20 protein-coding genes are annotated in these 22,291 nt (G+C 70.8%); 8 read left to right on the forward strand and 12 right to left on the reverse strand.

Annotated features, from left to right (window positions below; all coding sequences use genetic code 11):
• Nucleotides 1–36 precede the first annotated feature (36 nt).
• Entirely contained in the window at nt 37–1,227 is a 1,191-nt protein-coding gene (locus ACWDRB_RS52330) for an Ig-like domain-containing protein (protein WP_449907815.1), read from the reverse strand.
• Nucleotides 1,228–1,420: 193 nt separating this feature from the next.
• Between ACWDRB_RS52330 and ACWDRB_RS52335 the strand changes: the two genes are divergently transcribed.
• Both ACWDRB_RS52335 and qcrB read left to right on the forward strand, forming a co-directional pair.
• The gene (locus tag ACWDRB_RS52335) at nt 1,421–2,041 is read left to right on the forward strand and encodes a hypothetical protein (RefSeq protein WP_449907817.1); all 621 of its coding nucleotides are present in this window, start codon (nt 1,421–1,423) and stop codon (nt 2,039–2,041) included.
• A 65-nt stretch (nt 2,042–2,106) separates the two neighbouring features.
• Nucleotides 2,107–3,621, forward strand: coding sequence for a cytochrome bc1 complex cytochrome b subunit (gene qcrB / locus ACWDRB_RS52340; protein WP_449907818.1), 1,515 nt, complete (start codon nt 2,107–2,109; stop codon nt 3,619–3,621).
• Nucleotides 3,622–3,660: 39 nt separating this feature from the next.
• Here the strand turns inward: qcrB and ACWDRB_RS52345 are convergent, their stop codons facing one another.
• Nucleotides 3,661–5,277, reverse strand: a complete 1,617-nt coding sequence (locus ACWDRB_RS52345) for an IS200/IS605 family accessory protein TnpB-related protein (protein ID WP_449907820.1) — start codon at nt 5,275–5,277, stop codon at nt 3,661–3,663.
• Between the two features lie 412 nt (nt 5,278–5,689).
• Between ACWDRB_RS52345 and ACWDRB_RS52350 the strand changes: the two genes are divergently transcribed.
• The gene (locus tag ACWDRB_RS52350) at nt 5,690–6,601 is read left to right on the forward strand and encodes a polysaccharide deacetylase family protein (RefSeq protein ID WP_449907822.1); all 912 of its coding nucleotides are present in this window, start codon (nt 5,690–5,692) and stop codon (nt 6,599–6,601) included.
• A gap of 168 nt (nt 6,602–6,769) precedes the next feature.
• On the opposite strand, the gene ACWDRB_RS52355 is transcribed toward ACWDRB_RS52350, so the two are convergent.
• The 6 genes from ACWDRB_RS52355 to ACWDRB_RS52380 all read right to left on the reverse strand — a co-directional run bounded on the left by ACWDRB_RS52355 (nt 6,770) and on the right by ACWDRB_RS52380 (nt 15,944).
• Complete coding sequence (locus ACWDRB_RS52355; protein ID WP_449907824.1) at nt 6,770–8,689, reverse strand: serine/threonine-protein kinase; 1,920 nt, start codon at nt 8,687–8,689, stop codon at nt 6,770–6,772.
• A 193-nt stretch (nt 8,690–8,882) separates the two neighbouring features.
• The gene (locus ACWDRB_RS52360) at nt 8,883–11,639 is read right to left on the reverse strand and encodes a DUF5682 family protein (protein ID WP_449907826.1); all 2,757 of its coding nucleotides are present in this window, start codon (nt 11,637–11,639) and stop codon (nt 8,883–8,885) included.
• Nucleotides 11,636–12,751, reverse strand: a complete 1,116-nt coding sequence (locus tag ACWDRB_RS52365; protein WP_449907827.1) for an ATP-binding protein — start codon at nt 12,749–12,751, stop codon at nt 11,636–11,638. Before ACWDRB_RS52365 ends, ACWDRB_RS52360 begins: the two co-directional genes overlap by 4 nt.
• A gap of 12 nt (nt 12,752–12,763) precedes the next feature.
• Nucleotides 12,764–14,074, reverse strand: coding sequence for a vWA domain-containing protein (locus tag ACWDRB_RS52370; RefSeq protein WP_449907829.1), 1,311 nt, complete (start codon nt 14,072–14,074; stop codon nt 12,764–12,766).
• Nucleotides 14,071–15,453, reverse strand: a complete 1,383-nt coding sequence (locus ACWDRB_RS52375; protein WP_449907831.1) for a hypothetical protein — start codon at nt 15,451–15,453, stop codon at nt 14,071–14,073. Before ACWDRB_RS52375 ends, ACWDRB_RS52370 begins: the two co-directional genes overlap by 4 nt.
• Entirely contained in the window at nt 15,453–15,944 is a 492-nt protein-coding gene (locus tag ACWDRB_RS52380) for a hypothetical protein (RefSeq protein WP_449907833.1), read from the reverse strand. Before ACWDRB_RS52380 ends, ACWDRB_RS52375 begins: the two co-directional genes overlap by 1 nt.
• A 209-nt stretch (nt 15,945–16,153) precedes the next feature.
• On the opposite strand from ACWDRB_RS52380, the gene ACWDRB_RS52385 reads away from it, so the two are divergent.
• Nucleotides 16,154–16,792, forward strand: coding sequence for a GntR family transcriptional regulator (locus ACWDRB_RS52385; protein WP_350736787.1), 639 nt, complete (start codon nt 16,154–16,156; stop codon nt 16,790–16,792).
• Nucleotides 16,793–16,802: 10 nt separating this feature from the next.
• Here ACWDRB_RS52385 and ACWDRB_RS52390 read toward each other — a convergent pair whose 3' ends face one another.
• Together ACWDRB_RS52390 and ACWDRB_RS52395 are read right to left on the reverse strand one after the other, a co-directional pair.
• Nucleotides 16,803–17,516, reverse strand: a complete 714-nt coding sequence (locus tag ACWDRB_RS52390) for a DUF1932 domain-containing protein (RefSeq protein ID WP_449907835.1) — start codon at nt 17,514–17,516, stop codon at nt 16,803–16,805.
• Nucleotides 17,517–17,567: 51 nt separating this feature from the next.
• Nucleotides 17,568–17,885, reverse strand: coding sequence for a hypothetical protein (locus ACWDRB_RS52395; RefSeq protein WP_449907837.1), 318 nt, complete (start codon nt 17,883–17,885; stop codon nt 17,568–17,570).
• A 130-nt stretch (nt 17,886–18,015) separates the two neighbouring features.
• Here ACWDRB_RS52395 and ACWDRB_RS52400 point away from each other — a divergent pair, with 130 nt between their 5' ends.
• A complete protein-coding gene (locus tag ACWDRB_RS52400) occupies nt 18,016–18,930 on the forward strand; it encodes a ketopantoate reductase family protein (RefSeq protein WP_449907839.1) in 915 nt (304 codons plus the stop codon).
• Nucleotides 18,927–19,283, forward strand: coding sequence for an ArsR/SmtB family transcription factor (locus ACWDRB_RS52405; protein WP_449907840.1), 357 nt, complete (start codon nt 18,927–18,929; stop codon nt 19,281–19,283). Before ACWDRB_RS52400 ends, ACWDRB_RS52405 begins: the two co-directional genes overlap by 4 nt.
• Nucleotides 19,284–19,402: 119 nt before the next feature.
• Here ACWDRB_RS52405 and ACWDRB_RS52410 read toward each other — a convergent pair whose 3' ends face one another.
• The gene (locus ACWDRB_RS52410) at nt 19,403–19,639 is read right to left on the reverse strand and encodes a hypothetical protein (RefSeq protein WP_449907842.1); all 237 of its coding nucleotides are present in this window, start codon (nt 19,637–19,639) and stop codon (nt 19,403–19,405) included.
• A 303-nt stretch (nt 19,640–19,942) separates the two neighbouring features.
• Between ACWDRB_RS52410 and ACWDRB_RS52415 the strand changes: the two genes are divergently transcribed.
• Together ACWDRB_RS52415 and ACWDRB_RS52420 are read left to right on the forward strand one after the other, a co-directional pair.
• Complete coding sequence (locus tag ACWDRB_RS52415) at nt 19,943–20,212, forward strand: hypothetical protein (RefSeq protein ID WP_394492397.1); 270 nt, start codon at nt 19,943–19,945, stop codon at nt 20,210–20,212.
• Nucleotides 20,213–20,970: 758 nt separating this feature from the next.
• Nucleotides 20,971–21,297 carry a hypothetical protein gene (locus ACWDRB_RS52420; RefSeq protein WP_449907844.1) on the forward strand — a complete coding sequence of 109 codons (327 nt, stop codon included), beginning with the start codon at nt 20,971–20,973 and terminating at the stop codon, nt 21,295–21,297.
• Nucleotides 21,298–21,782: 485 nt separating this feature from the next.
• Here the strand turns inward: ACWDRB_RS52420 and ACWDRB_RS52425 are convergent, their stop codons facing one another.
• Nucleotides 21,783–22,118, reverse strand: coding sequence for a hypothetical protein (locus tag ACWDRB_RS52425; RefSeq protein ID WP_449907846.1), 336 nt, complete (start codon nt 22,116–22,118; stop codon nt 21,783–21,785).
• Nucleotides 22,119–22,291 lie beyond the last annotated feature (173 nt).

The raw sequence follows: 22,291 nt of genomic DNA on the forward strand, positions 1-22,291 counted from the left end.
GCCCGGATGCTGACGTAACAGGGAGATCCAGGACGACTAGCTGTTGATCGGCTTGCCCAGGGCGCTGCCCGCCAGCCAGTCGTCCCACGACTTCGCCCACGGCGTCGGGCCGTTGCCGAAGCGCAGTTTCCGCGACGTCCCCTTGACCTCGATGATGTCCCCTCGCTGCGTGAACTCGTAGAACCAGCGGGCGTTGGCCGGGCTGGCGTTCACGCAGCCGTGGCTGACGTTGCTGTTACCCTGCGCGCCGGTCGACCAGGGGGCGGCGTGGAAGAAGGTGCCGCTGTAGGTCATCCGGACGTTCCACTTGGTGGTGATGCGATATTCGCCCGGCTTGCCGATGGTGGCGGAGTCCATGACGGTCGACGCGGCCTTCTCCTGGGCGATCATGACGCCGGAGTAGCTGTCGTCCCCGGGCTTGCCCAGGCTGACCGGGATGGTCTTGACGACCTCGCCGTTCTCCCGCACGACCGCCTGGTGGGTGGCGTTGCTGACCTCGGTGATGTGCTCGTCGCCGACGGTGAACGTCAGGCTGCGGTCCTTCGTGCCCCACAGGTCCCGGCCCGCCCGCAGCCCGGCCAGGTGCGCGACCACCGTGACCTGCTCGCCGACCGGCCAGTACTCGCGCGGCCTGAACTGGACCTCGCGGTCGCTCACCCAGCTCCACGCCCCCTCGACCGGCTTCGACATCCGCACCACCAGCGACCTCTCGACCGCGACCCGGTCCTTCTCGGCGGTCACGGGCTGCGAGAGCAGGAGCTGGACGGGCATGCCGACGCCGACCTTCTCGCCGTCCAGCGGGGACATGCCGCTCTCCAGCACCCGCTTCGGCTTGAGCGTGGTGAACGTGGCCCGCGCGGTGACGGGCTTGCCGTCCGTGCCGGTCGCCTGCGCGCTCACCGTGTACGCGGTCGAGGGCCGCAACGGCCACCTCGGGTGCCACATCCCGTCCGCACCGAGGGTCCCGCGCACCTCACGCCCCTTGGCGTCGGCGACGGTCAGCTTGGTGACCTTGCCGTCGGTGGCCTTGACGCTGACCCCGGCGTCCGGGGCCACCTTCTCCGTGCCGTTCGCGGGGGTGATCGACAGCTTGGCCACCGGTCCTTGCTCCTGCGACGTGCCGGGCGCGCCGGGGCCGCCGCCCGAGCCTCCACCCGAGGTGCAGCCGGCGGCCAGGAGCAGGGCCGTGGCGAAGGTGCCGACGAGTACGGTCCGGGCGTTCCGCATCGCTAATGCCTCCCACAACCTGACAAATAGGGACATTTCACACTAGACGGTATTTCTATAGCCCGGTCCAGTTCTGCCCCGAACGGCTGCGGACATGCGGCGCCCCGGCCACCCGGCCCGGGGCTTCGTCGCGAAGGGAGAGCCGCCGCGTGTGAGATTGCCGTGCCATCCGCCCAGGACAATCATGGGGCGGATGGACTACTACCTGATCTCCGGCCCCCACGGGATCCTCGTGGAGGAGTTCGCCCTCCACCAGGATTACACCGCCGCCGGCATCGACAGCGCCGTGTGGAGCCCGGAGGCCGGCAGGTGGTCCGCCTCCCCCGATCTGAGCCGCGAGCTGCGCTCCGACGCCCGGCTCCGCGCGCTGGTGACCCCGATGGGCCGGCGCGCGGCGGCGCAGGCGTACGCGCGGCTCGGCGGGGGCGAACTGCCCGGGGAGGAGCGGCTGCGCGGGCTCTTCCGGCAGCGCCAGCCCCTGCCCACGACCGCCCCGCTCGACCTGGGCTCGCCGCCGGACGCGCACCGCTACCGCATCCTGTTCGCGGGCGACTTCGACGCGGACGGGCTGGCGAACGCCCGCGCGGCCCTGCGCCTGGAGCCCGCCGACGACCCGCGCGTGGCGGGCCGGGCGTCGGGCGACGGTTTCGCGTGGGAGCTGCGCAGGATCGGCGCGGGCATCGCGTGGTGCGTGGACGTGACCGTACGCCTCGGGAGCGGCCCGGCGGGCGTGCTCGGGGCGCTGCTGGACCACCACCGGCAGGCGATCCGCGAGCAGGGCCTGATTCCGGTCACCGTAGAACGTTTCGCCTGACTGTCACATTTCCCAGCCCTATTCCGTCTTGTCTGTGACGTATCCATCCAGTCATAGGCGGGGTGATGATGAAGGCCAGCTCACTGGCCCAGGCGCTCGACGATCGGATCGGCGGGGCCGGGTTCCTGAAGAAGGCGATGCGGAAGGTCTTTCCCGATCACTGGACGTTCCTGCTGGGCGAGATCGCGCTGTACGCGTTCGTGATCGTCCTGCTCACGGGCGTCTTCCTCACGTTCTTCTTCAAGCCGACCATGGAGGAAGTCGTCTACGACGGCACCTACGTGCCGCTGCGCGGCGTCCAGATGAGCCAGGCGTACGCCTCCACGCTGGACATCAGCTTCGAGGTGCGCGGCGGCCTGCTGATGCGGCAGATGCACCACTGGGCCACGCTCGTCTTCCTCGGCGCCATCGTCATCCACCTGCTGCGCAACTTCTTCACCGGCGCCTTCCGCAAGCCGCGCGACCTGAACTGGCTGATCGGCGTGGCCCTGTTCGGGCTGGTGATGCTCAACGGGCTGTTCGGATATTCGCTCCCCGACGACCTGCTGTCCGGCGCGGGGCTGCGCATCCTGCACGGGGTCACGATCTCGGTGCCGCTGGTGGGCACGTACCTGGCGATGTTCCTGTTCGGCGGCGAGTTCCCCGGCGCGGACATCATCTCCCGGCTGTTCAGCCTGCACGTGCTGCTGATCCCCGGGCTGCTGCTCGTGCTCCTGCCGCTGCACGCGGTGGTGCTCACGTGGCGGCAGACGCACACCCAGTTCAGGGCCAAGGGGCTGAACGACGGGGTGGTGCGGGGCGCGCCGTTCTTCCCGGCGTTCCTGGCCAAGACGACGGTGTTCTTCCTGTGGGTGCTCGCGGTGGTGGCGGCGCTGGCCACGGTGTTCCAGATCAACCCCATCTGGCTGTACGGCCCGTACGCGCCCAGCACGGTCAGCGCGGGCTCGCAGCCCGACTGGTACATGGGCTTCCTCGAGGGCGCGCTGCGGGTCATGCCGCCGTGGGAGTTCACGGTCTTCGGGCACACGGTGACCATGAGCGTGCTGATCCCGGCCCTGGGGGCGCCTGGCCTGCTGTTCACCGCGCTGGCGGTCTACCCGTTCGTGGAGCGGTGGATCACCCGGGACCACGCGATCCACCACCTGCTGGACCGGCCGCGCGAGGCACCGGCCCGGGTGGGCCTCGGGGTCGCGGGGATCGTCTACTACGGCGTGCTCTGGCTGGCCGGCGGCAACGACGTGCTCTCCTCGACCTTCCACATCTCGCTGTACGCGACGACGTGGATCTTCCGGGTCCTGGTGGTCGCGGGGCCGGTGCTGGGGTTCGTGATCGCCCGCCGGATCTGCCTCGGGCTGCTGGCGCGCGACCGGCACACGGTGGCGCACGGGGTGGAGACCGGCGTGATCGTGCGCGGCGCGGACGGCGCGTTCACCGAGATCGAACGGCCGGTGACGGACGAGGAGTCCGCGGTGCTCGTGCCGCCCGCGCGGCCCGCGCTCCCGGTGGCGGCCGACGGCGACGTGCCTCCCCCGGCCCGCCGCCGCGTCCACGACGCCGTCCAGCGCTCCTGGTCCCGCTGACGGGCCCGCTCGCTGCCCGGACTCCCCTCCAGACCGTTCCTATGGACTGAGCCTGAGGTGTACGTGCTCAGCCGAACGCTCCGAACGGTGTTGAACGTTCTGGTCGCCCGCGTTCGCGCCGCGTCCGGGCGGCACGGATCGTGTCCGTGGTCCGGGGATGCGGGGGCGGGGTCCCTCACGCCCGCGGGCTTGCGGTCCGGCCTGGATGGTCCGATGCCCCTGCTCATCGCTCCGGTGGGCAGGGGGCGGTGCCGTCCGTCGCCGGATCGGGTGCCCTTGGGCGCGTCTGCCGATCGCCACGGCGGCTGCGTCGTGGCGGGTGGTCGTGCGTTTCGTGGAGGTCAGCGGGGCCTGCCAGTGCTGGGCGCCCCACCGGGAGGTGTAGGCCGGGTCGGCGGCGATGATCCCGATCCCGCTCTGGTCGGCCATCGACGTAAGCCGGGCGCGCAGCCTGCCGGTGGGCATGCTGGAGATCACCTGGCGAAAGCGTTTGCGGCGGCCGTGCTTCTCCCGCGTCTTCTCGCTATCGAAGTCGAGGTCTTCGATAGCGATGGCGTTCACCCCGCAGGCCCTTGCCCAGTGCAGCAGCCGGGTCAGGGCGTGGCGGACCTGGGCGTCGCGATGATCTGCCGACCCGGACAGGTCGTAGGGGAAGCGGCGAGGGTTGCCGATCGGGTTGCCGTGGGTGTCCAGGCGCCAGGCAGCCAGGTGGTCGGCATTGGTGTCCACACCGATCACCCCTGCGGCGAGCGCGGCAGCCATGGGCACGGCCGGGGCCGCGGGAATCTGCCAGGAGGCGGTGATGTACCAGCGTCCTCGGTGCGCGTCCAGGTGGATGCGGTAGGCCACCGCCCGGTCGGCCTCGATACGATCGGCCCACTCGGTGCGCCGGTGGGCGAAGGCCACCCGGCAGGCCAGCACGTAGCGGCCGTGCGGCGCGTTCGCATGGTGGGCCAGCGGCGCGGGCAGCCGGATCGACACCTGGCCCTCGGGGGTGATGCGGATGGTCTCGTTGCCGTAGCGTTTGCCGGACTCGCCATCAGCGGCCAGAAACCACCGCTCGGCCTCCCACGTCTGCCGCCACTCGGTCTCGGTAAGCCCAGCCACCTCCAGGTGGTGCCGGGCACGGGCCAGCCGTTTGCCGCCCCGCACCACACGCACCCGCCCGGCCTGCTGGTCGGCCCGCCGTTGCTGCAGCCGATCCTGCAACACGCCGAGGCGGCGGGACTTGGCGAACCACTCCTGTGCTGAGCGGTATCCGCCAGGCTCCTTGCGGGTGCCCTTCTTCCCGACGGGCAGTGACAGCCGACGGGTGATCGCCCGGATAACGGCTTCAAGATCGCGGATGTGGTCGGCCTGGCCGCGGCGGGCCAACGCCCACTGATCATGGGACGCTTTGGTGATGGCCCCGGCCCAGCGCGCCGACGACTGCACCGTCAACTCACGCTTGCGCGCCGCCCAAGTGCCGGCGCTGTGCCCCAGCCCATCGGCGCACCTGGTCTTCAGATCGCGCGAGGCCAGCACGCCCAGATGCGCGCCAACCAGACGCAACACCTGCCCGTCTGCGGGGGTGAGGTGCTTGAGCCGGTCGCGGACGGCGACGCCGGACGGGCCGGGCACGACGAAGGCGGCGGCAACCGGGCGCAACTCAGCCATGCCGGAAGGCCTGCAGTGCGATGGCAGCACGGTCGGCGGCCGACGAGCGGGCGGAGGCGCGTCGCACTGCCGATGCCGTTGGACAGTGGCCGAGCGGGCACGCTCGCATGATGGGCACTCCCCCCGGTTTAACGTTACGTGACCATAATGATACCAAGAGTTGAACGCGCCGGATAGAACACGTGCGCGATAAGTACCAGGGGATACCATCGCGCAATGTAGCCGCCCAGCCCCACACGGCGGTCAAGCACCACTGGTCGGGTCGGTCGCTGCCGGGTTTCGTCGTCTGTCATCTGGAAAGCGGTCTCCGGCGAACCAGGAGTGGGCGGCGGTTGTCGTACTCAGTGGAACGATCCCCGCCGGGGTCGTCACTATGGGGAGACGCGCCGGGGGCGGTGCGCGAGGGGGATCGATGGACATCGGTGCGAGGTCACGCCCGCCCTTCCTGGGCGGGGCCAGGCGGGGGACGGCCAGGACGGTCGCCACTGCGGTGCTGGTGGCGATGACCTGCGGCGCGAGCACACTGGCGGCGCCTTCCCAGGCCGCCCACGCGGCTCCACCACCGGCCGCGGCGACGAGCGCCGCGTCGAGCACGGTGTCGAGCACGGCGGCATCCGGGGCATGGGGCGCGGCGGCGTCCGGAGCGCAGGGGGTGGTGGCGATGGCCGCCCCCGACGACAGGGCCGAGGTCCGGCCGCGGCCGCGGCCCCGCGTGGACTGCCGCCGCGTCAAGTGCGTGGCGCTCACGTTCGACGACGGCCCCGGCCCCTACACCGACACGCTGCTGGCCTACCTGGCCGCCTACCACGCCCAAGCCACGTTCTTCGTCGTGGGCAGCAACGTCGTGACGTACCCCAGGGTCCTGCGCCGCACCGTCGCGGCCGGGCACGAGATCGGCAACCACACCTGGTCGCACCCCGACCTGACGAGACTGTCGCCCGCCCGGGTGCGCTCCCAGCTGGGCCGCACCGACCAGGCGATCAGGGCGATCACCGGCATCGTGCCCGGGCTCGTCCGCCCGCCGTACGGGGCGATCAACGCCACCGTGCGCCGTCAGACCGGCCGACCGATGGTGCTGTGGAGCGTGGACACCCTGGACTGGCGCTACCGCAGCAGCGCCACGGTGGCCCGCCGGGCGCTCAGGTCGGTGCGGCCCGGCAGCGTCATCCTGTTCCACGACATCCACCCGACGACCGTGCGGGCCATCCCGCGCGTGCTGCGGAAGCTGGCCGGGCGCGGCTACCGGTTCGTCACCGTCAGCCAGCTGTTCGGCGGCCACCCGCCGCGCCTCGTCTTCAACGCCGCCCCGCCTGACCTGCACTGATCGATCCTTCCGGCCAAGCGTGAACTCTTCTCGCATCCTCCGCGTATCTCCGGGTGTGAGCGGTGATCGCGCTTAGGCGCCGACCAGAAAGGATGCGTCACCGGCAGCAGGGACACCGCGTGGGCCGGCCGGGCTGCCGGCCCGCGCGGGCTGCGGGGGTCGGGCTGGTCAGCGGACCAGGGCGAGGTTCCAGGTGCGGGCGGTCTGGTCGCGGCTGCCGCTGACGGCGACCGGCCGGCCGTCGAGCAGGCCCACCGCCACCGACCAGACGCAGTCGGAGTGCCCGGTGAACGGGCTGCCGAGCGGTCTCCTGGTGTTCAGGTCCCACACGCGTACCGTTCTGTCCTCGCTGCCCGTGACCGCCACGGGCGTGCCGTCGAGGTTGCCCATCGCCACCGACCAGACGACGCCGGTGTGGCCGGTGAGCGGGGTGCCGAGCTGCTTCCAGGCGATCAGGTCCCAGATCCGGGCGGTCATGTCCTCGCCGCCGGTGACCACCACGGGCGTGCCGTTCAGGAAGCCCAGCGCCACCGACCGCACCCAGCCGGAGTGGCCGGTCAGCGACCGGCCGAGCTGCTTCCTGGAGGCCAGGTCCCAGACGCGCACGGTCCCGTCGTCGCCGGTGGTGACGGCCACGGTCGTGCCGGCGGCCTGGCCGACGGTGACCGCCCACACCCCGCTCTCGTGGCCGGTCAGCGGGTCGCCGTACTCCTTGGCCGTACGCAGGTCCCAGACGCGGGCGGTGCCGTCGGTGGAGGCGGTGACGGCGACGTGCCGGCCGCCGATCCGGCCGGTCGCCACGCACTTGACGTCACCCTTGTGCCCGGCCAGGACGCGGGACGCGCCGGCGGGGAGGTCCCAGACGCGGGCGGTGTCGTCGTCGCTCGCGGTGACGGCGATCGGCGCGCCGTCGAGCTGGTCGAGGACGACCGATCTGACCCATTCGGTGTGGCCGGTGAGCGGGCGGCCGATCTGCTGGGAGGTGCGGAGGTTCCACAGGCGGGCGGTCTCGTCGTCCGAGCCGGTCAGGGTGACGGGGACGCCGTCGAGGGTGCCCAGGGACACCGCCCGCACATCGTTGGTGTGGCCGGTCAGGGGCTTGCCGAGCTCCGCGCCGAACCGGAGGGCGGGCGCGGCCGGGCGTACCGGATCCCGCTCGCGCGGCCACATCGCCACGGCCACGGCCGCCGCCGCGGCGGCCACGCCGACGGCCAGCACCGCGCGGCGCGGCACCCGGCGGGGCGGCGCGCCCTCGAAGTCGGGCGGCGAGGCGTCGGGCATGGTCAGGGTGTCGTCGCCGGTCAGGGCGCGGACCAGGTCGTCCGCCGTGAGCCGCCGCGCGGGGTTCTTGTCCAGGCACGTGGTCACCAGCGACCGGAGCGACGCGGGCACTCCGGACAGGTCGGGCGGGTCGTACAGGAGCGCGTGCAGCACCGCCGCCACCGACTCCCCGGCGAACGCCCGCCGCCCCGTCGCCGCGAACACCATCGTGGCCGCCCAGCTGAACACGTCGGCCGCAGGCCCCACCTCCCCGCCGCTCACCTGCTCGGGCGCCATGTACCCGGGTGTGCCGAACACCCCGGTCTGCGTGACGGCGTGGTCGAGGGCCCGCGAGATGCCGAAGTCGATGACCACGGGGCCCTCGGGCCCGAGGATGACGTTGCCCGGCTTCAGGTCGCGGTGGACGACCCCGGCGCGGTGGATGGCGGCCAGCGCCGTCGCCGTCGCGACCGCGAGCCGTTCCAGCCCGCCGCCGGTGCGGGGGCCGTCCTTCCTGACGGCGCGTTCGAGGGACTCGCCGCGTACGTATTCGCTCACGATGTACGGCCGGTCGGCCTGCATGCCCATGTCCAGCACCCGGGCGGTGCAGAAGGGGGCGACCCGGCGGGCGAGGTCCACCTGCCGGAAGAACCGGCGCCGCGCCTCGGGATCGTCCGAGAGCCGGGCGTGCAGCACCTTGATCGCGACCTCGTCGCCCGACGGGCTCAGGCCTACGTAGACCACGCCCTGCCCGCCCTCGCCGAGGAACCGGACGAGGCGGTAGGCGGCGATCTGACCGAGGTGATCCCCCGATTGCGGACGCGACACTGCTTCCCTCTTCGAATCGCGCAGGAGCTTCAGCACCGGATACTACGATTCGGAAGGCCCTCATGGATGACCCCGGAGGGCGACATAAATGGACATATTTGCCCTGGTCAGAGAAACGTCATGCGCTGTTTCCCGGTGATTCATCTCCCGGAGAGCGCGGGCGGCCCCGTACCGGACGGGGCCGCCCGCGGCGTCAGGCGAGCAGGCCCGCCAGCGCCAGAGCGGGCTCCGGGTGGCCGGCCAGGAGCGCGGCCACCTCCCCGCGGCCCGGAGGCGGGGCCTGCCACGAGCCCTCGCAGCCGAGCAGCCCCGCCACCGCGTCACACGCGGCCGGATGTCCCAGGAGCAGCTCGGCCACCGGCCCCGACGCGACCGGCCCCGACCCGACCCGTGCTGCGGCGGGACGCGCCGTCCAGGCCGGCACCCAGCCGTCCACGGCGGCCAGCGTGCCGGGGAACGTGCGCCCGGCCTCGCGGACGAGCACCGGCATCAGCTCGCCCGCCTGGTCCCGCAGCGTCGTGATCAGCTTCGGCAGCCACGGCAGCAGCACCTGGTCGGGCAGCTGCCCGAACGCCTTCGAGATCACCTCCACCACGAAGCCCGACAGGGTCGGGACGGGCTCCATAGCCTGCACGAACCCCAGGATGTAGAGCGGGAACGACGGGACGACCAGCGGGTTGGCCAGCAGCTCGTCGCACCGCGCCCGCAGCTCGGCCAGCGGCAGCAGCCCGAGCTGGGTCCGCGCCGCCCACAGCAGCGCCACCTTGTCCGGCGCCTCCGGGTGCGACTGCTGCACGGCCAGCTCCAGCTGGGCCCGGTCGCAGCCCAGCGAGAGCGCGAGGCTCTCCATGGAGAACAGGAACCCCAGCATGGCCGCCACCTGCCGCGCCCCCGTGTCGTCGGACACGAAGGCCGTCGGCAGGAGGGTGCAGTAATGCGCGTAGCCGGAGGTCGCGAACTCCTCGCACCAGGCCGGCAGCTCCGGCTCGTGGGCGCGGTAGTAGGACATCAGCCGCCGGATCCTGCGCAGCACCTCGGGCGCGTCGTCCACGCTGCGCTCGGACGCCAGCAGCTCCACCGCCCGCTGCCCCAGCTCGTCGGCGAAGCGGCGGCTGCCGAGGAAGAGCACCGCGTCCTCGACGGCCGCCAGCGCGACGGCCGCCGTGGCCTTGGGGTCCCACACCGAACGGCGCAGCCGCTGCTCCATCACCTGCTCGATGGTGACGCCCTCGTAGCCCAGCTCGATGATCGAGCGCTGGTGCTTGCCGAACGCCAGGTCCCAGCTCTCCTGGATCGAGCGCTCCCCCAGCCCGCGCTCGCCCATGATGGGGCGGACGGCGTCCGACGGCAGCAGGTACCGCAGCATCCACAGCAGGTCGGAGCAGGGCACCAGCTCGGGGTTGGCGTTGAGGTCGAGCAGCGCCCGCTGGATCGTGCGCTTCTCCAGGTCGAGCTTGAGCGGCGCGAGCCGGTCGTACACGTCGCGGGCCAGCGGCGGCAGGGCGTCGTAGCCGACCTCGCCGACGCGGTCGCCCCCGAGCATGATCTCGCACAGCCGCCGCACGTCGCGGCGGCCCGGCACGACGTCCTTCTCGATGCAGGTGACGGCCGCGTCCTGGAAGTCGTACGGGGTGGGCCTGGCCCGGTTGCGCATGCCGGCGAGCAGGATCGAGGTCTCGAACACGGCGATGGCGTCGGCGGTGCTGGCCAGGTAGCCGTTGCGGCGGGCCAGCCGGACGATCTCCACGCTCCAGCCGAGCAGCTCGGCCTCGTCCAGCTCGTCGAGCGCGGGCGGCTTCGACAGGAACCCGGTCAGCTGGTCGGCCACCTCGCCCTGGGGGACGGGCGCGGGCAGCTTGGCCACGCGTTTGCGCGCGCCCCTCTGCCCGGCCAGCTGGAACGGGGTCAGCTTGCCGCGGGTCAGCGCCTTGTCCCAGGTCGCCGCCGCGATCGACACCGAGCCGGAGGCCAGCCCGAACTGCGCCTCGATGGCCGAGTGGCTGGACGGGATGAGGCCGTACACCCATTTCGTGCCGGTTCGCGGGGTGATCTCGAACGTCGCCGTGGACTTCAGCCCGAACTGCTCGACGTGGCTGGCGGCGTGGAAGGCGCCGCACACGTACAGGCAGTCGGCCGGGTCGGCGCCCGAGGTGGCCAGGTGCTCGCGCATCCTGGTCCACATGTAGCGCTCGCGGTCCTCGTCCACGGTCCGCCGGCCGCCGTCGCGGTCGAGACGGCGGAACAGGCTGCCGATCAGCACCATGACCTGGCGGTAGGTGTCGTAGTCGGCACCCGACAGCGGCTGCTCGACGTACTGGTCCCACCACTCGGACCAGTGGCGCACCTTGCCGTGGTGCAGCAGGTGCTCCTCCAGTTCGGCGAAGCGCGGGCGCAGGTCGCCGAGCTCGACGCCCACCGCGTCGCCGTGCAGGCCGGCCTCTTCGGCGTGCTCCTTCTTGCCGGGTTCCTCCTTCGGCGCCCACTGGAAGACGTGGTCCGTCGAGCGGTCGACCAGCACCAGCTCGACACCCGGGGTCTCCAGCGCGTACGAGATGGCCTGGTACTCGGCGGACGCCTCCGTGATGGGCGCCACCACGCTGAGCGGCGCCCACGACGGCGGGAAGCCGTCGATGTCGGTCGCGAACGCCTGCACCGCCACCGGCAGCCGGCAGTTGCGCAGCTCGGTCAGCAGCGGCCGCAGGTCCTCGCAGAGCTCCAGGTAGATGACCTTCGGCTGCTTCTCGCGCAGCCTGCGCACCATCGCCAGCGCCGAGGCCGGCGAATGGTGGCAGACCGGGAAGATCTCCAGCTCCTCGCGCAGCGCCCGGTCCACGTCGTCCACCAGGCCGGACAGGATGTCCGACACGGCCACGGGACTGCCGGCGAACGCGCCGGCGGCGTCGAGGAGCTGCTCGCGGAGCGCGCCGAACGGGCTCGTCTGGCCGGTCATGAGAGGGTGGCGATGGCCTCGCGGCCGCCCACGAGGAACTCCGGCCACTCCCCGCCGTCCTTCTTGCTGCGGGGCTCGACGACGCCGTGCCAGTACTTGTTGAGGATCGCGAGGTCCTCGGGGCTGCGCCGGGCCAGCGAGCTGACCAGCGAGCCGGCGAGGGTCTGCGCGCGCAGCACGCGGTCGCCGAAGAAGTTGCTGTGCAGGATGGCGTCCTCCAGCACGCCGATCTGCTCGGCCGTGGACAGCGCCGACTCCAGCTTCTCGTCGTCGCTGGTGGCCGACGCGGCGGCCGAGCGCAGGTCGGCGAAGCTCTGCAGCAGGATGTCCAGCAGCGTCGGCGGCAGGTCGAGCTCGATCTTGTGCCGGCGCAGCAGCTCCTCGGTGCGGAAGCGGACGATCTCCGCCTCGCTCTTCTTGTTCGTCACGACGGGGATGCGGACGAAGTTGAAGCGGCGCTTGAGGGCCGAGGACAGGTCGTTGACGCCCCGGTCGCGGCTGTTGGCGGTGGCGATGATGGAGAAGCCGGGCTGGGCGAAGACGATGTTGTCGTCGTCGAGCTCGGGGATGGAGACGTACTTCTCCGACAGGATCGAGATCAGCGCGTCCTGCACGTCGCTGGTCGAGCGGGTCAGCTCCTCGAAGCGGCCGATCACGCCCCTCTCCATCGCCGTCATGATCGGCGAGGGGATCATCGAGTGGCGGGACTGGCCCTTGGCGATGACCATGGAGACGTTCCAGGAGTATTTGATGTGGTCTTCCGTCGTGCCCGCCGTGCCCTGGACCACGAGGGTGGAGTTGCGGCAGACGGCCGCGGACAGCAGCTCGGCCAGCCAGCTCTTGCCGGTGCCCGGGTCGCCGATCAGCAGCAGGCCCCGGTCGGAGGCCAGGGTCACGATGCTGCGCTCGACGAAGCTGCGGTCGCCGAACCACTTCTGGGAGATCTCCCGGTCGAGCCCGTCGGAGCGCTCGGAGCCGAGGATGAACAGCCTGATCATGCGGGGGCTCAGCCGCCACGAGAACGGCTTGGGGCCGTCGTCGATCGACTCCAGCCAGTCGAGCTCCTCCGCGTACTTCACCTCTGCGGGGGCGCGCAGCATGTCGTCACTCATGGGTGAGGTCTCCTAAGCGAGGAAGTTCTTGAGCTCGAGGACGAGCTTCCGGATATGGCCTGAGATCACCGGAGTGCCCAGGTCCTTGAATTTCTTGCGGAACCACGGGTCCACGCTCTGCTGGCCCGAGCTGTTGACCGAACCGACGGGGATGAACTTCACCCCCGAGCGGTAGACCGCCTCGATGCCGTCGTAGAGCGGCTGCGAACGGTCGAACTCGTAGAAGTCGGAGATCCACACCATCACGGTGTTGCGCGGATCGGCGATCTTCGGACGGGCCATGGCCATCGCGACCGGCCCGTCGTTGCCGCCGCCGAGCTTGGTGCGCAGCAGCACCTCGAACGGGTCGTGCACCCACGGAGTCAGGTCGAGGGCCCGGGTGTCGTACGCGATGAGGTGCACGTCGACCTTGGGCAGCCCGGCGAAGATCGAGGCCAGGATGGTGCAGTTGACCATCGAGTCCACCATCGAGCCCGACTGGTCGACGACCACGATCAGGCGGGCCGGCGTGGTGCGGCGGGCGGTCTGCTTGTAGAAGAGCCGGTCGACGTAGAGCCGCTCGTCCTCCGGGCTCCAGTTCGTGAGGTTCTTCCAGATGGTGCGCTCGACGTCGAGGTTGCGGAAGACCCGCTTCGGCGGCACCGAACGGTCGATGACGCCTGCACTGGTCTGCTCCACCTGGGTGCGCAGCACCTCGGCGACCTCGTCCACGTACCGGCGGATCAGCGCCTTGGCGTTGGCCAGCGAGACGCCCGACAGGTTGGACTTGTCGCGCAGCAGCTGCTCGATGAGCGACATGCTGGGCGTGAGCTGTTTGGACAGCACCGGGTCGGCCAGCACCTCGCGCAGGTGCATGCGCTTGACCAGGTCGCCCTCCAACCCGGCGAGCAACGCGGCCAGCTCTTCGTTGCCCGGGCTGTGGCGCAGCCCGCCCGCCTCGCAGCCCATGCCGCGCTCGAACCAGGCCGTGTCCTTCTTCCACGCCTCCAGCTGAGCCGCCGAGACGTTGCCCGAGCCGGTGGCGAACACGTTGAGCAGCAGCTTGGAGACCAGGGCCGCGCGACGGACCTCGTCGCCCTCCTCGTGGTCCCGCTCCGCCATCAGGCCCTCGAACTCGGCGGCCAGGTCGGGGAAGCGCTGTACGAGGTTGTCGACCGAGACGCCGGGGTCAAGCAGCGCGGGCGGGAGGCCGAGGTCGTCGACGATGGCCACGCTCGCCCGCTCCAGGGTGGGCTGCTCGTCGGGGCTGAACAGCCGGGACAGCAGGCGCCAGTAGAGCACCTGGCGCCGGGTCGCGTCCGATGTGGTGGGGGAATCGGTCATTTCCTCAGCAACCGCCCCGCTCGCTCGCGCAGCACGGCGACCACGTCGCCGGCCTTGGCCTCGGCCTTGACCACCTTGGGGTCGGTGGGGCCCATGGCCCAGTCGCCGTTGTGCGCGGTGACGGCCTTCTTCTTGACCGTGGCCTGCACGGCGAGCGGCTGCAGGAGCCACTGCCCGCCGTCCCAGCGCATCAGGCCGATGCAGGAGGAGGAGGCCGACACCAGCTCGGGCGTGAGCGGCCCGCAGGCCGGCAGCCGGTCGAGGGCCACCGGGAGCGAGCTGCCGCCCAGGTCGAGCGTCTCGTCGCGGATCGTGTAGCCCTCCAGGAAGACGGGCTCCGCGATGCGTACGGGATGGCGGTCGAGCGGCGGGGTCGCCGGGGCCACGGCCTCGGCGAGCTGGACCCGCGCGGTCGCGAACGGGTCGGCCGCCGCGCCGGCGCTCGCCTTGCCGTCGTGCCACACCAGGTCACCGCCCGGCAGCAATGGCATGTCGGTGAGCTCCAGGCTGAGGTGCCCGGCCAGCGCGCCCATGAGCACGGGGTGATCGCCCATCAGCCGCCACACGGACGGGCCGGAGATCGTGTCCACCTTCGCGGCCGCCACGCTCGTGCGTACCAGCCGGGAAGCGGCGCCGCCCGCGGGCTCGAGGATGCCGTGGACCTGCACCCGCACCACGGTGGCGTGCTCGTGCACGTCGGCGCCGAGGATCAGCAGCCGCCCCGAGACCGGCTCGGCCGCGCCGTGCCACGTGCCCTTCTGGGACAGCAGCAGGGCGCGCGTCCACAGGTCGGCCCACCTGCGCACGGGCAGCCGGTCCATCGTGCCCACCGGGCAGGACGCCCGCAGCTCCGCGGCCAGGCCGTCGAGCAGCACCGCCAGCCCGCGCAGCCCGGGCGCGGCCAGCAGCGCCTCGATGGCCGGATCGGCGGAGGAGACCACGTCGTGGTCGACGCCGCGCCAGCCGGTGATCGCCAGCTCGCGCAGCCAGCCCCGGCAAGCGGCGAGCACGCCCGCCGGGTCTCCCGCGTCTCCGGCGGGCTCCCAGGCCGCGCGGGTGCGGCCCAGCGCCGTGTCGAACCGGGCGAGCAGCGCGTCGTGCACCGCGCCGAGCAGCGCGGCCCGCCCGCCGGCCAGCGCCGCCAGGTGCTCGTCGCCGACCGACCCGGCGCTCACCTTCTCCGCCGCCTCGGCCAGCCGGTCGCCGAGCGGGCTGCCTGCCAGCGCGCCCGCCAGGGCGGCCAGCGCCCCGGACGCCTCCTCGCCGAGCCGGGCGAACCCGTGGGTGAGCGCGTCGTCGAACCCCGTCACCAGGTCGAGCGCCTCGCCGGCCCCGGCCGGGGCGTCGCCCTGCAGCTCTCCGAGCTGTACGTCGAGCATCAGCGCACCGCCTTCGTCGCGGGGAACCAGTGCAGCTCGGCCAGCGGCTCCGTGCTGTCGGGCACCTCCAGGTAGGCCAGGTGGCGCAGGAACCTGCTGAACACCACGGCGGCCGGGGTGCGCTCGACCGGCCCCTTGATGGAGGACATCAGGAACTGGCCCTCCGGCACCTCCACCCCCAGGTAACGGGCCACCCGGTCCAGCCCGTACTGCAGGACCGCCTCGTCGGCCAGCTGGTGGATGTGTTTGCAGGCGTAGCCGTGCAGCGCGCCGCACGGCCGGTTGTTGTTGGTGCTGCAGCTCAAAGCGTGGGTGCCGGCGGTGACGGACGAGACGTAGACCCGTTCGATGTCGGATCCGCTCGACACGACCCCCTGCAACCGCCCGTCGGCCAGCTCGACGAAGGGAACCTTCGCCAGTTTCCTCGGCTCGACAGGCGGCACCACCCGTACCACGCTGTGCTGCTCCCACGCGGCTCTGTCCGCGTCCACGACCTCGAACCCTCCCGCCCCGGCCGGTTCACGGGCGCAGGCGGGAATGCCCGCGCCTTCGCGACCGGCTGATCAATGAACCGGGAACTTACCGGAGCTCACCGACAGATCGGGTCTAAACGATCAAAGCCCAAGGTCCGCGCGGGTTCAGGCCTCCTGGGATAATTGTCGATAATATTGTCAACGAAGCTCAACTACGGGAGGATTCCGTGACCCCTGAGTCCCCGCTGGAGGAGACGCTGACTGACCGGCTCAGAGCGGCCGTGCTCGGCGGGGACTTCGTGCCCAACCAGCGGCTGGTCGAGGCCGACGTGTGCGAGCAGTTCGGGGCCACCCGCGCGGCCGTGCGCGAGACGTTCAGAGAGCTGGCCTCGGAGGGGCTGGTCGAGATCCTACGCAACAAGGGCGCCCGCGTAAGAGCGATCTCCAAGGCGGAGGCCATCGAGATCACGGAGGTGCGGATGGTGCTGGAGGGCCTGTCCGCCGCCAAGGCCGCCGAGCGCGTCACCCCCGAGCAGGCCGGGCGGCTGCGGGAGATCGTCGCCGAGATGCGCGCCGCCGTGGAGCGCAACGACCTCGACCGATATTCCGAGCTCAACGCGACGCTGCACGCCAAGGTCCGCGAGATCGCCGCCCACCAGACCTCGGCGTCGATCATCGAACGGCTGGGGGCGCAGGTGATCCGGCACAAGTTCCGCCTGGCCCGGCAGCCGGGGCGGGCGGCGCTGTCGTTGCCGCAGCACGAGCTGATCGTGGCCGCCATCGTCGCCCGCGACCCCGAGGCGGCGCAGACGGCCATGCAGCAGCACCTGCGCAGCGTCGCCAAGGCCCTGGAGGCCACCGACTGACGAGCCACCATCACCTCGGAGACCACCGACCGACGGACCACCATCGCCTCGGAGACCACCGGCTGGCGGGCCGCCATCGCCTCGGAGACCACCGGCTGGCGGGCCGCCAACACGGCCTGCCCGGGGAGGGTGGGACGCCGGTGCGGGTCACCTCTTCCAGGGTGGCGGTCATGGCGTGCGGCACCCCGAGCGACTCCAGCATCCAGGTGGCCGCGTGCATCTCGTGCACCCGGCGCACGCTGTGCTGCCCCGCCCCTTCCAGCAGCCGCACCACGAACCGCTCGTCGGCCGCGGACACCGTCTCCAGCAGGTGCTCCCAGAACCACTCCCCCAGCCCTGCCGCCTCGGCGGCGCGCCGGGACTCGATGACGAGCGCGCTCAGCCCCTTCACCAGCACGCTGCGCGGCAGCTTGCGGGCCGCCGCGTCGCCGGGCGAGCCGCCGATCGGCGTCACGTCCATGCCGTAACGGCCGGCGAAGGCAGCGAAGCGGAGCTTGTCGCCGGGCGCGCTCGTGGACAGGTCGGCGTAGAGTGCGCCGGGCCTGAGGTTGGGGCGCGACTCCTCGCAGGCGGTCAGGCTGTCGGCGCCGGTGGTCACGGCGATGACGACGTCGGCCCCGCGTACGGCCTCGGCGTTGCACGCGACCAGCGGCGGCCCGCCGGACGGCGACGGCGGGTGGGCGGGAGCGGTAGCTGGTGGACGAGCCGATGCGGCCGCGCTCACGCAGGCCGGGAGCGACGGCGCGCTACCGCAGCGAAGACACCGCGAACAAGATCATGGGGACGGTCGGCGAGTTCCTGTCGTGGTGCTGTCTGCAGGGGTGGGTGCCTGCTTGAGAGCGACGATGTAGCCGTTCTTGACACCGTATCCCGTCGCCGCGGGGACGAAGCCCTTCGCCGGCACCAGCGGTCGCTTGCCGTCCGGCGGCGCCGCGACCGGCTGTGGCGTGCTCTGCCGTACGGCCTGCGCCGACGGGTGGCGGTTACGGGCGCCGTTGCCGGCCGGATGGTCAGCGGTGGACGCGTTGGCGGGGAGCGAGACGAGGGCTGACGCCGCGGCCAGCAAGGGCACCGCGAGTCTGACAGGTAACACCGAGCCTCCCAACATGAACATTGCCAGGGAGCTGGTCAGCGTGACGGTGGCACGCTGGTCGCTGTGGAAGCTGGGACTTCTGCGATGATAATGTTCTACATATCCAAATATTTAGATATATGGAGCAGCGATGTCAAAGGTGCTGATTGTCGGGGCCGGGGCGCTGGGGCAGGTCTTCGGGTTGTGGCTGGCCGCGGCCGGGGCCCGGGTCAGCTATTTGGTGAGGCCGGGCCGGGAGAGCTGGGAAGGGGCTTCGCTGTACCGGCTCAGGCGGGGGCGAGCGCCGGTGAGCGAGCGGATTGTGCCGTACGAGGTGATCAGTGAGCCGCGCCGCGAACAGTGGGACATGGTGTGGCTCTGCGTGGATTCGCCCGCGTTGCGGGGCGAGTGGACGCGTGCGCTGCGCGCGGCGGCCGGAGCGGCGACGGTGGTCACCATCGGCCAGGACCCGGGCGATCTGAGCACCCTCGCCCGGGTCTGGCCACAGGAGCAGATCGTCCAGGTGGCCCCGACTCTGCTCGCCTACCAGGCGCCGCTGGAGCGAGAGGTCCCCGCGCCGGGGGTGGCGTACTGGGTGCCACCCGGTTCGGCGGTGGGCGTCACCGGAGCGCGCGCCTCGCAGGTCGTCGCCGCACTTCAGGCCGGTGGCGTGCGGGCCAAGCGGGTGACGCGGGCCGGTGCGGGGGAGCTCGCCGCCGCCCGCATGATCCCCTACATCGCCGAGTTGGAGGCCTCCGGCTGGAGGCTGCCCGCGTCGAGCACACGGTTGCGGGGCGCTACCGCGTCCGTCCGGGAGGCCGTCGCCGTGGTCTCCGCTCAGCACGGGCTGCGCGCTCCCGTCTCCGTCCCGTCCTGGGCCGTGGGCCTGGCGTTGCGCGTGCTGCCATGGCTGCTCCCCTTCAACCTGCGCAGCTACCTGGAGACGCATTTCACGAAGGTGAGCGCGCAGACGCGGCTGATGCTGGACGGCTGGATCGCCGAAGGCGCCGCCAGGACGCTACCGGTCGGCCATCTGTCCGCTCTGCGCGACTCATTGCCCGCATGAGCGGCTCGATCGAGGCCCAGGACGTCCTCGCGCTGTTCGCGCGGACCCGGCCGCTGTTCACCGCCCTGGGGGATGAGCGCAGGCAGGAGATCGTCGTCTTCCTCCTGGAGTCCGCGGCCCCACGCAGCGTCGGTGACATCGCCGCGCACCTGGAGCTGTCCCAGCCCGCCACCTCCCACCATCTCAAGATCTTGCGCGATGCGGATCTGCTGACGGTACGGCGCAACGGCGCCCTGCGCCTGTACGACCTCAACGCCAAGGCCTACCCGGACCTCCTGACCCCGATGCGCGACCTCATCACGTTGATCATCTCTTGTGCTTCCGGCCTGGGGGAACAGCCGAGCAGCCAGTAGCGACATGCGCTGATCATCATGTTGACCGGCTGGGTACGGGCATGGTCGCCGTGCGGGCGACCCGCGGCACACCCGGCGACGGCTGGACGCCGCACCAACTGCGCCACTCGGCGCTGACCCTACCTGGCCGCCGCCGGGCGCACCGCGCCCGAGATGTGGGTGAAGTCGGCGGGCAGGCCGGTGCGGTCGAAGACCTCCAGCAGCAGCTCGGGGAAGTCCATCCGGGGCAGCATGCCGTCGACCAGGGCACGCGGCTCCTTCATCAGCGGCGGTTCGGCCAGCGCGCCGGGCCTCTCCAGCCGCAGCCGGCCGCCGACGAACTGCACCGCGGTGTTGGATCCCAGCCCGTCCAGCACCCGGGCGTAAGCGCCCTCCAGCCGGGCCCGCGGATCGCTCCAGCGCCACCTCTTGAGGGCAACTCAACATTATTGCGATCCAGAAAACGAAAACCTTATTGCGGTTATCGGATAGCTTTCGAGAGAAAGCGTACTAAGATACCCACGCATTCCCACCATGGGGATATGCCTAAAGCATGCATAATCAATATTCCCCCCGTGTTCACTCGAAGTTCTCGCGGCCGGGTTCGGGCCTCGGCGACAATCCTTGATGGAAGCGCTTTTGTGAATCCACGAAAGCACGTACCGAATTTGGAGATCTACATGAAGAAGTTCCTGGCGCTCGCGGGCGTGAGCGCCGCCCTGGCGGCCGGCCTCCTCGCGACCGCACCCGCTCACGCGGCGACGGCAAACGCTACTTCTCCCAGCGCGATGTCGCCCTTCCGTTACTACGACACCTTCTACGGGCCGAATCCTTGGTGGTCATGCGCCCAGCGCGGAAATCTCGGGCTGCAGAGAGGTGAGTGGTATGACTATGACTGCAGGCCCGGCACCAGCTGGGTGGATCTCTATATCCAGGTAAGCCCCAACTAGTCCAGCGAGCGAGCAGATCCCGCTACGGATATCCAGCGATTATCCGGACGGATGCTTATCAATGTCAGCTTCGGCAGTGCCTCCGCGATGACCCAATACCGGAGGCACTGCCAGGCCAGGCGCTCGGCACTGATGTGAACTCAGCGAATTGCCGGGCTCGTGGAACAAAGCCGTCCGAGCCGCACGGATACAGGGCTTTGACCAAGAGACGGGATGACCCCTGACCGGTCAGCCAGGGAAGAAGACGGCAGTCCTGGGCAGGCCGGGTTCAAGGCGCTCGCCCGCCGGTGGATCTGTCGCCACAAGCCTGAAGGGCTTCGAAACTCGCGCGTCCAGGTGACCCGGCGGTGTTTGCGGCGCAGCCAGCCGGCCCCAGGCGACGCAGCTTGCCGTTCGCCTTGGGAATCATCCGCCCTCGGACCGGCAACGGGGCAAAGCTGCGCTCCTTCAGCGAAGTGCGCAGCTCGCCGCGGAAGTCTTCGACTTCGAGGTCTTACGGGAGGAGCCGGCCAAGACCGGTGTCGACCCGGACGGGCATCTGGGCACGCTGGAGCAGCTGTATCAGCTGTCCTTGGAGGTCACCGAGTCGGAAGTCGCCGAGAGCGCGTCGGCGGGGTCGCCTGCCGGCCAGCCGAGCGCGGCTGCGGACGTTCCGGCCGCCGAGCCCGCGCACGCAGCGTCGTGGCCGGCTCACCGTCGATGACCTCATCCAGGACCAGGACGAACTACTCCTTAAGCTCGGAGACCCGCCCACTCCCGTGCCCGAACCCTTCGCCGGCCTGCTTCGAGAGCCGGCCGACGACCGGCCCCACCTCAACACCGCGACCAACCCGGACGCGCGCCGGCTATTCCCCGGCCGACGGGCCGACCAGCCCGCCCATGCCGGCACCATCCGCGAGCACCTCCGACTCGCCGGCTTCGCCGCCGGAACGGCCAGAGCCTCAGCGCTCCGCCAACTCGTCCTGCAAGCTCCCGCCCCAGTGATCGCCAACTCCCTGGGCTTCCACCACAAGACCACCACCCGCATCGCCGCGGACGCCGGAGGATCCTGGACTCACTACTCCCCCAGCGACCACACCCAGTGATCAACTGAACAAGCAGCCCGACGAATACCGATCACTCGATCAACGACTCCTGCCGGTCCTGGAAGCCAACTCGTCGTCCCGGTCCTGGTGGCCCGCTCGGAGGGCCGCCTGGACGAGACCGTCTTCAACGCCCCGCCCCAGCCGCTCGACCGCGAGCCGGCCGGGACGCTGCGGACACCGGAAGCGGCCGTGGCCTGACCTCCGGAAACGAAGGGCGGGAACCGTACGGTCCCCGCCCTTCGTCCTGCCTGGAGGACCCCTTGCCGACCGCCTGGCCCTTTGTCCGGAGCAGCTGCGCTCCCTTGTCGCCGCTCAGATCACGCCGACGGAACGCCCGATTCGCGACTCTGCGGACCAGCTTTTTCCAGCCGAAGCCGCCGGCCTCTCACGGGCTTCCTGGCAGCTACGCGGACGAGACGAGCCTTCGATCAGCCATTACGTCACGCCCTCGTCCTCCGTCCTGCCGGGCGCACGGAGGGCTGAGGTCAAAGGGCGACGGTCCACGCGTCAACGACATGGCAGCCATTTGGCTGCCCATAGACCGAGGAAGTCGGCCCGAACTGCTGTTCTGTGCTTTTGTAAACCACCGGGCCGTCGATGTTTCTGGTGTACGGCCAGTGGGCCGAGTTGCATTCGACCACTACGCGATAGTTGCCGTAGCCTTCGTAGCAGGTGGTTTGTCCCACGTTGCGGGTGGTATCGACGTATGGCTCGCAGCGCCATACTTCAGCCTGAGCAGCTGGGGCCCCCAGCACGGACGTGAGACAGAGGACCGTGCCAAGCATCGTCGTGCTGATCATTGCCTTTTTGACAGGCTTCATATTTTCCTTACTCGTACTTCGGGATCGTGGACTTACCGCGTTCCGCACCCAGATCGCATGGCCCGTCGGGGAACGTCATCAGTCGTAACCGGGAACGGCCATCCCGCTCATCGGGCTGCTGGGTGCGCCTCAGATTGAACCAAGGAACATGGCCTGCGACTATCCGGGCCGCG

The organism is Nonomuraea sp. NPDC003707 (assembly GCF_053587055.1).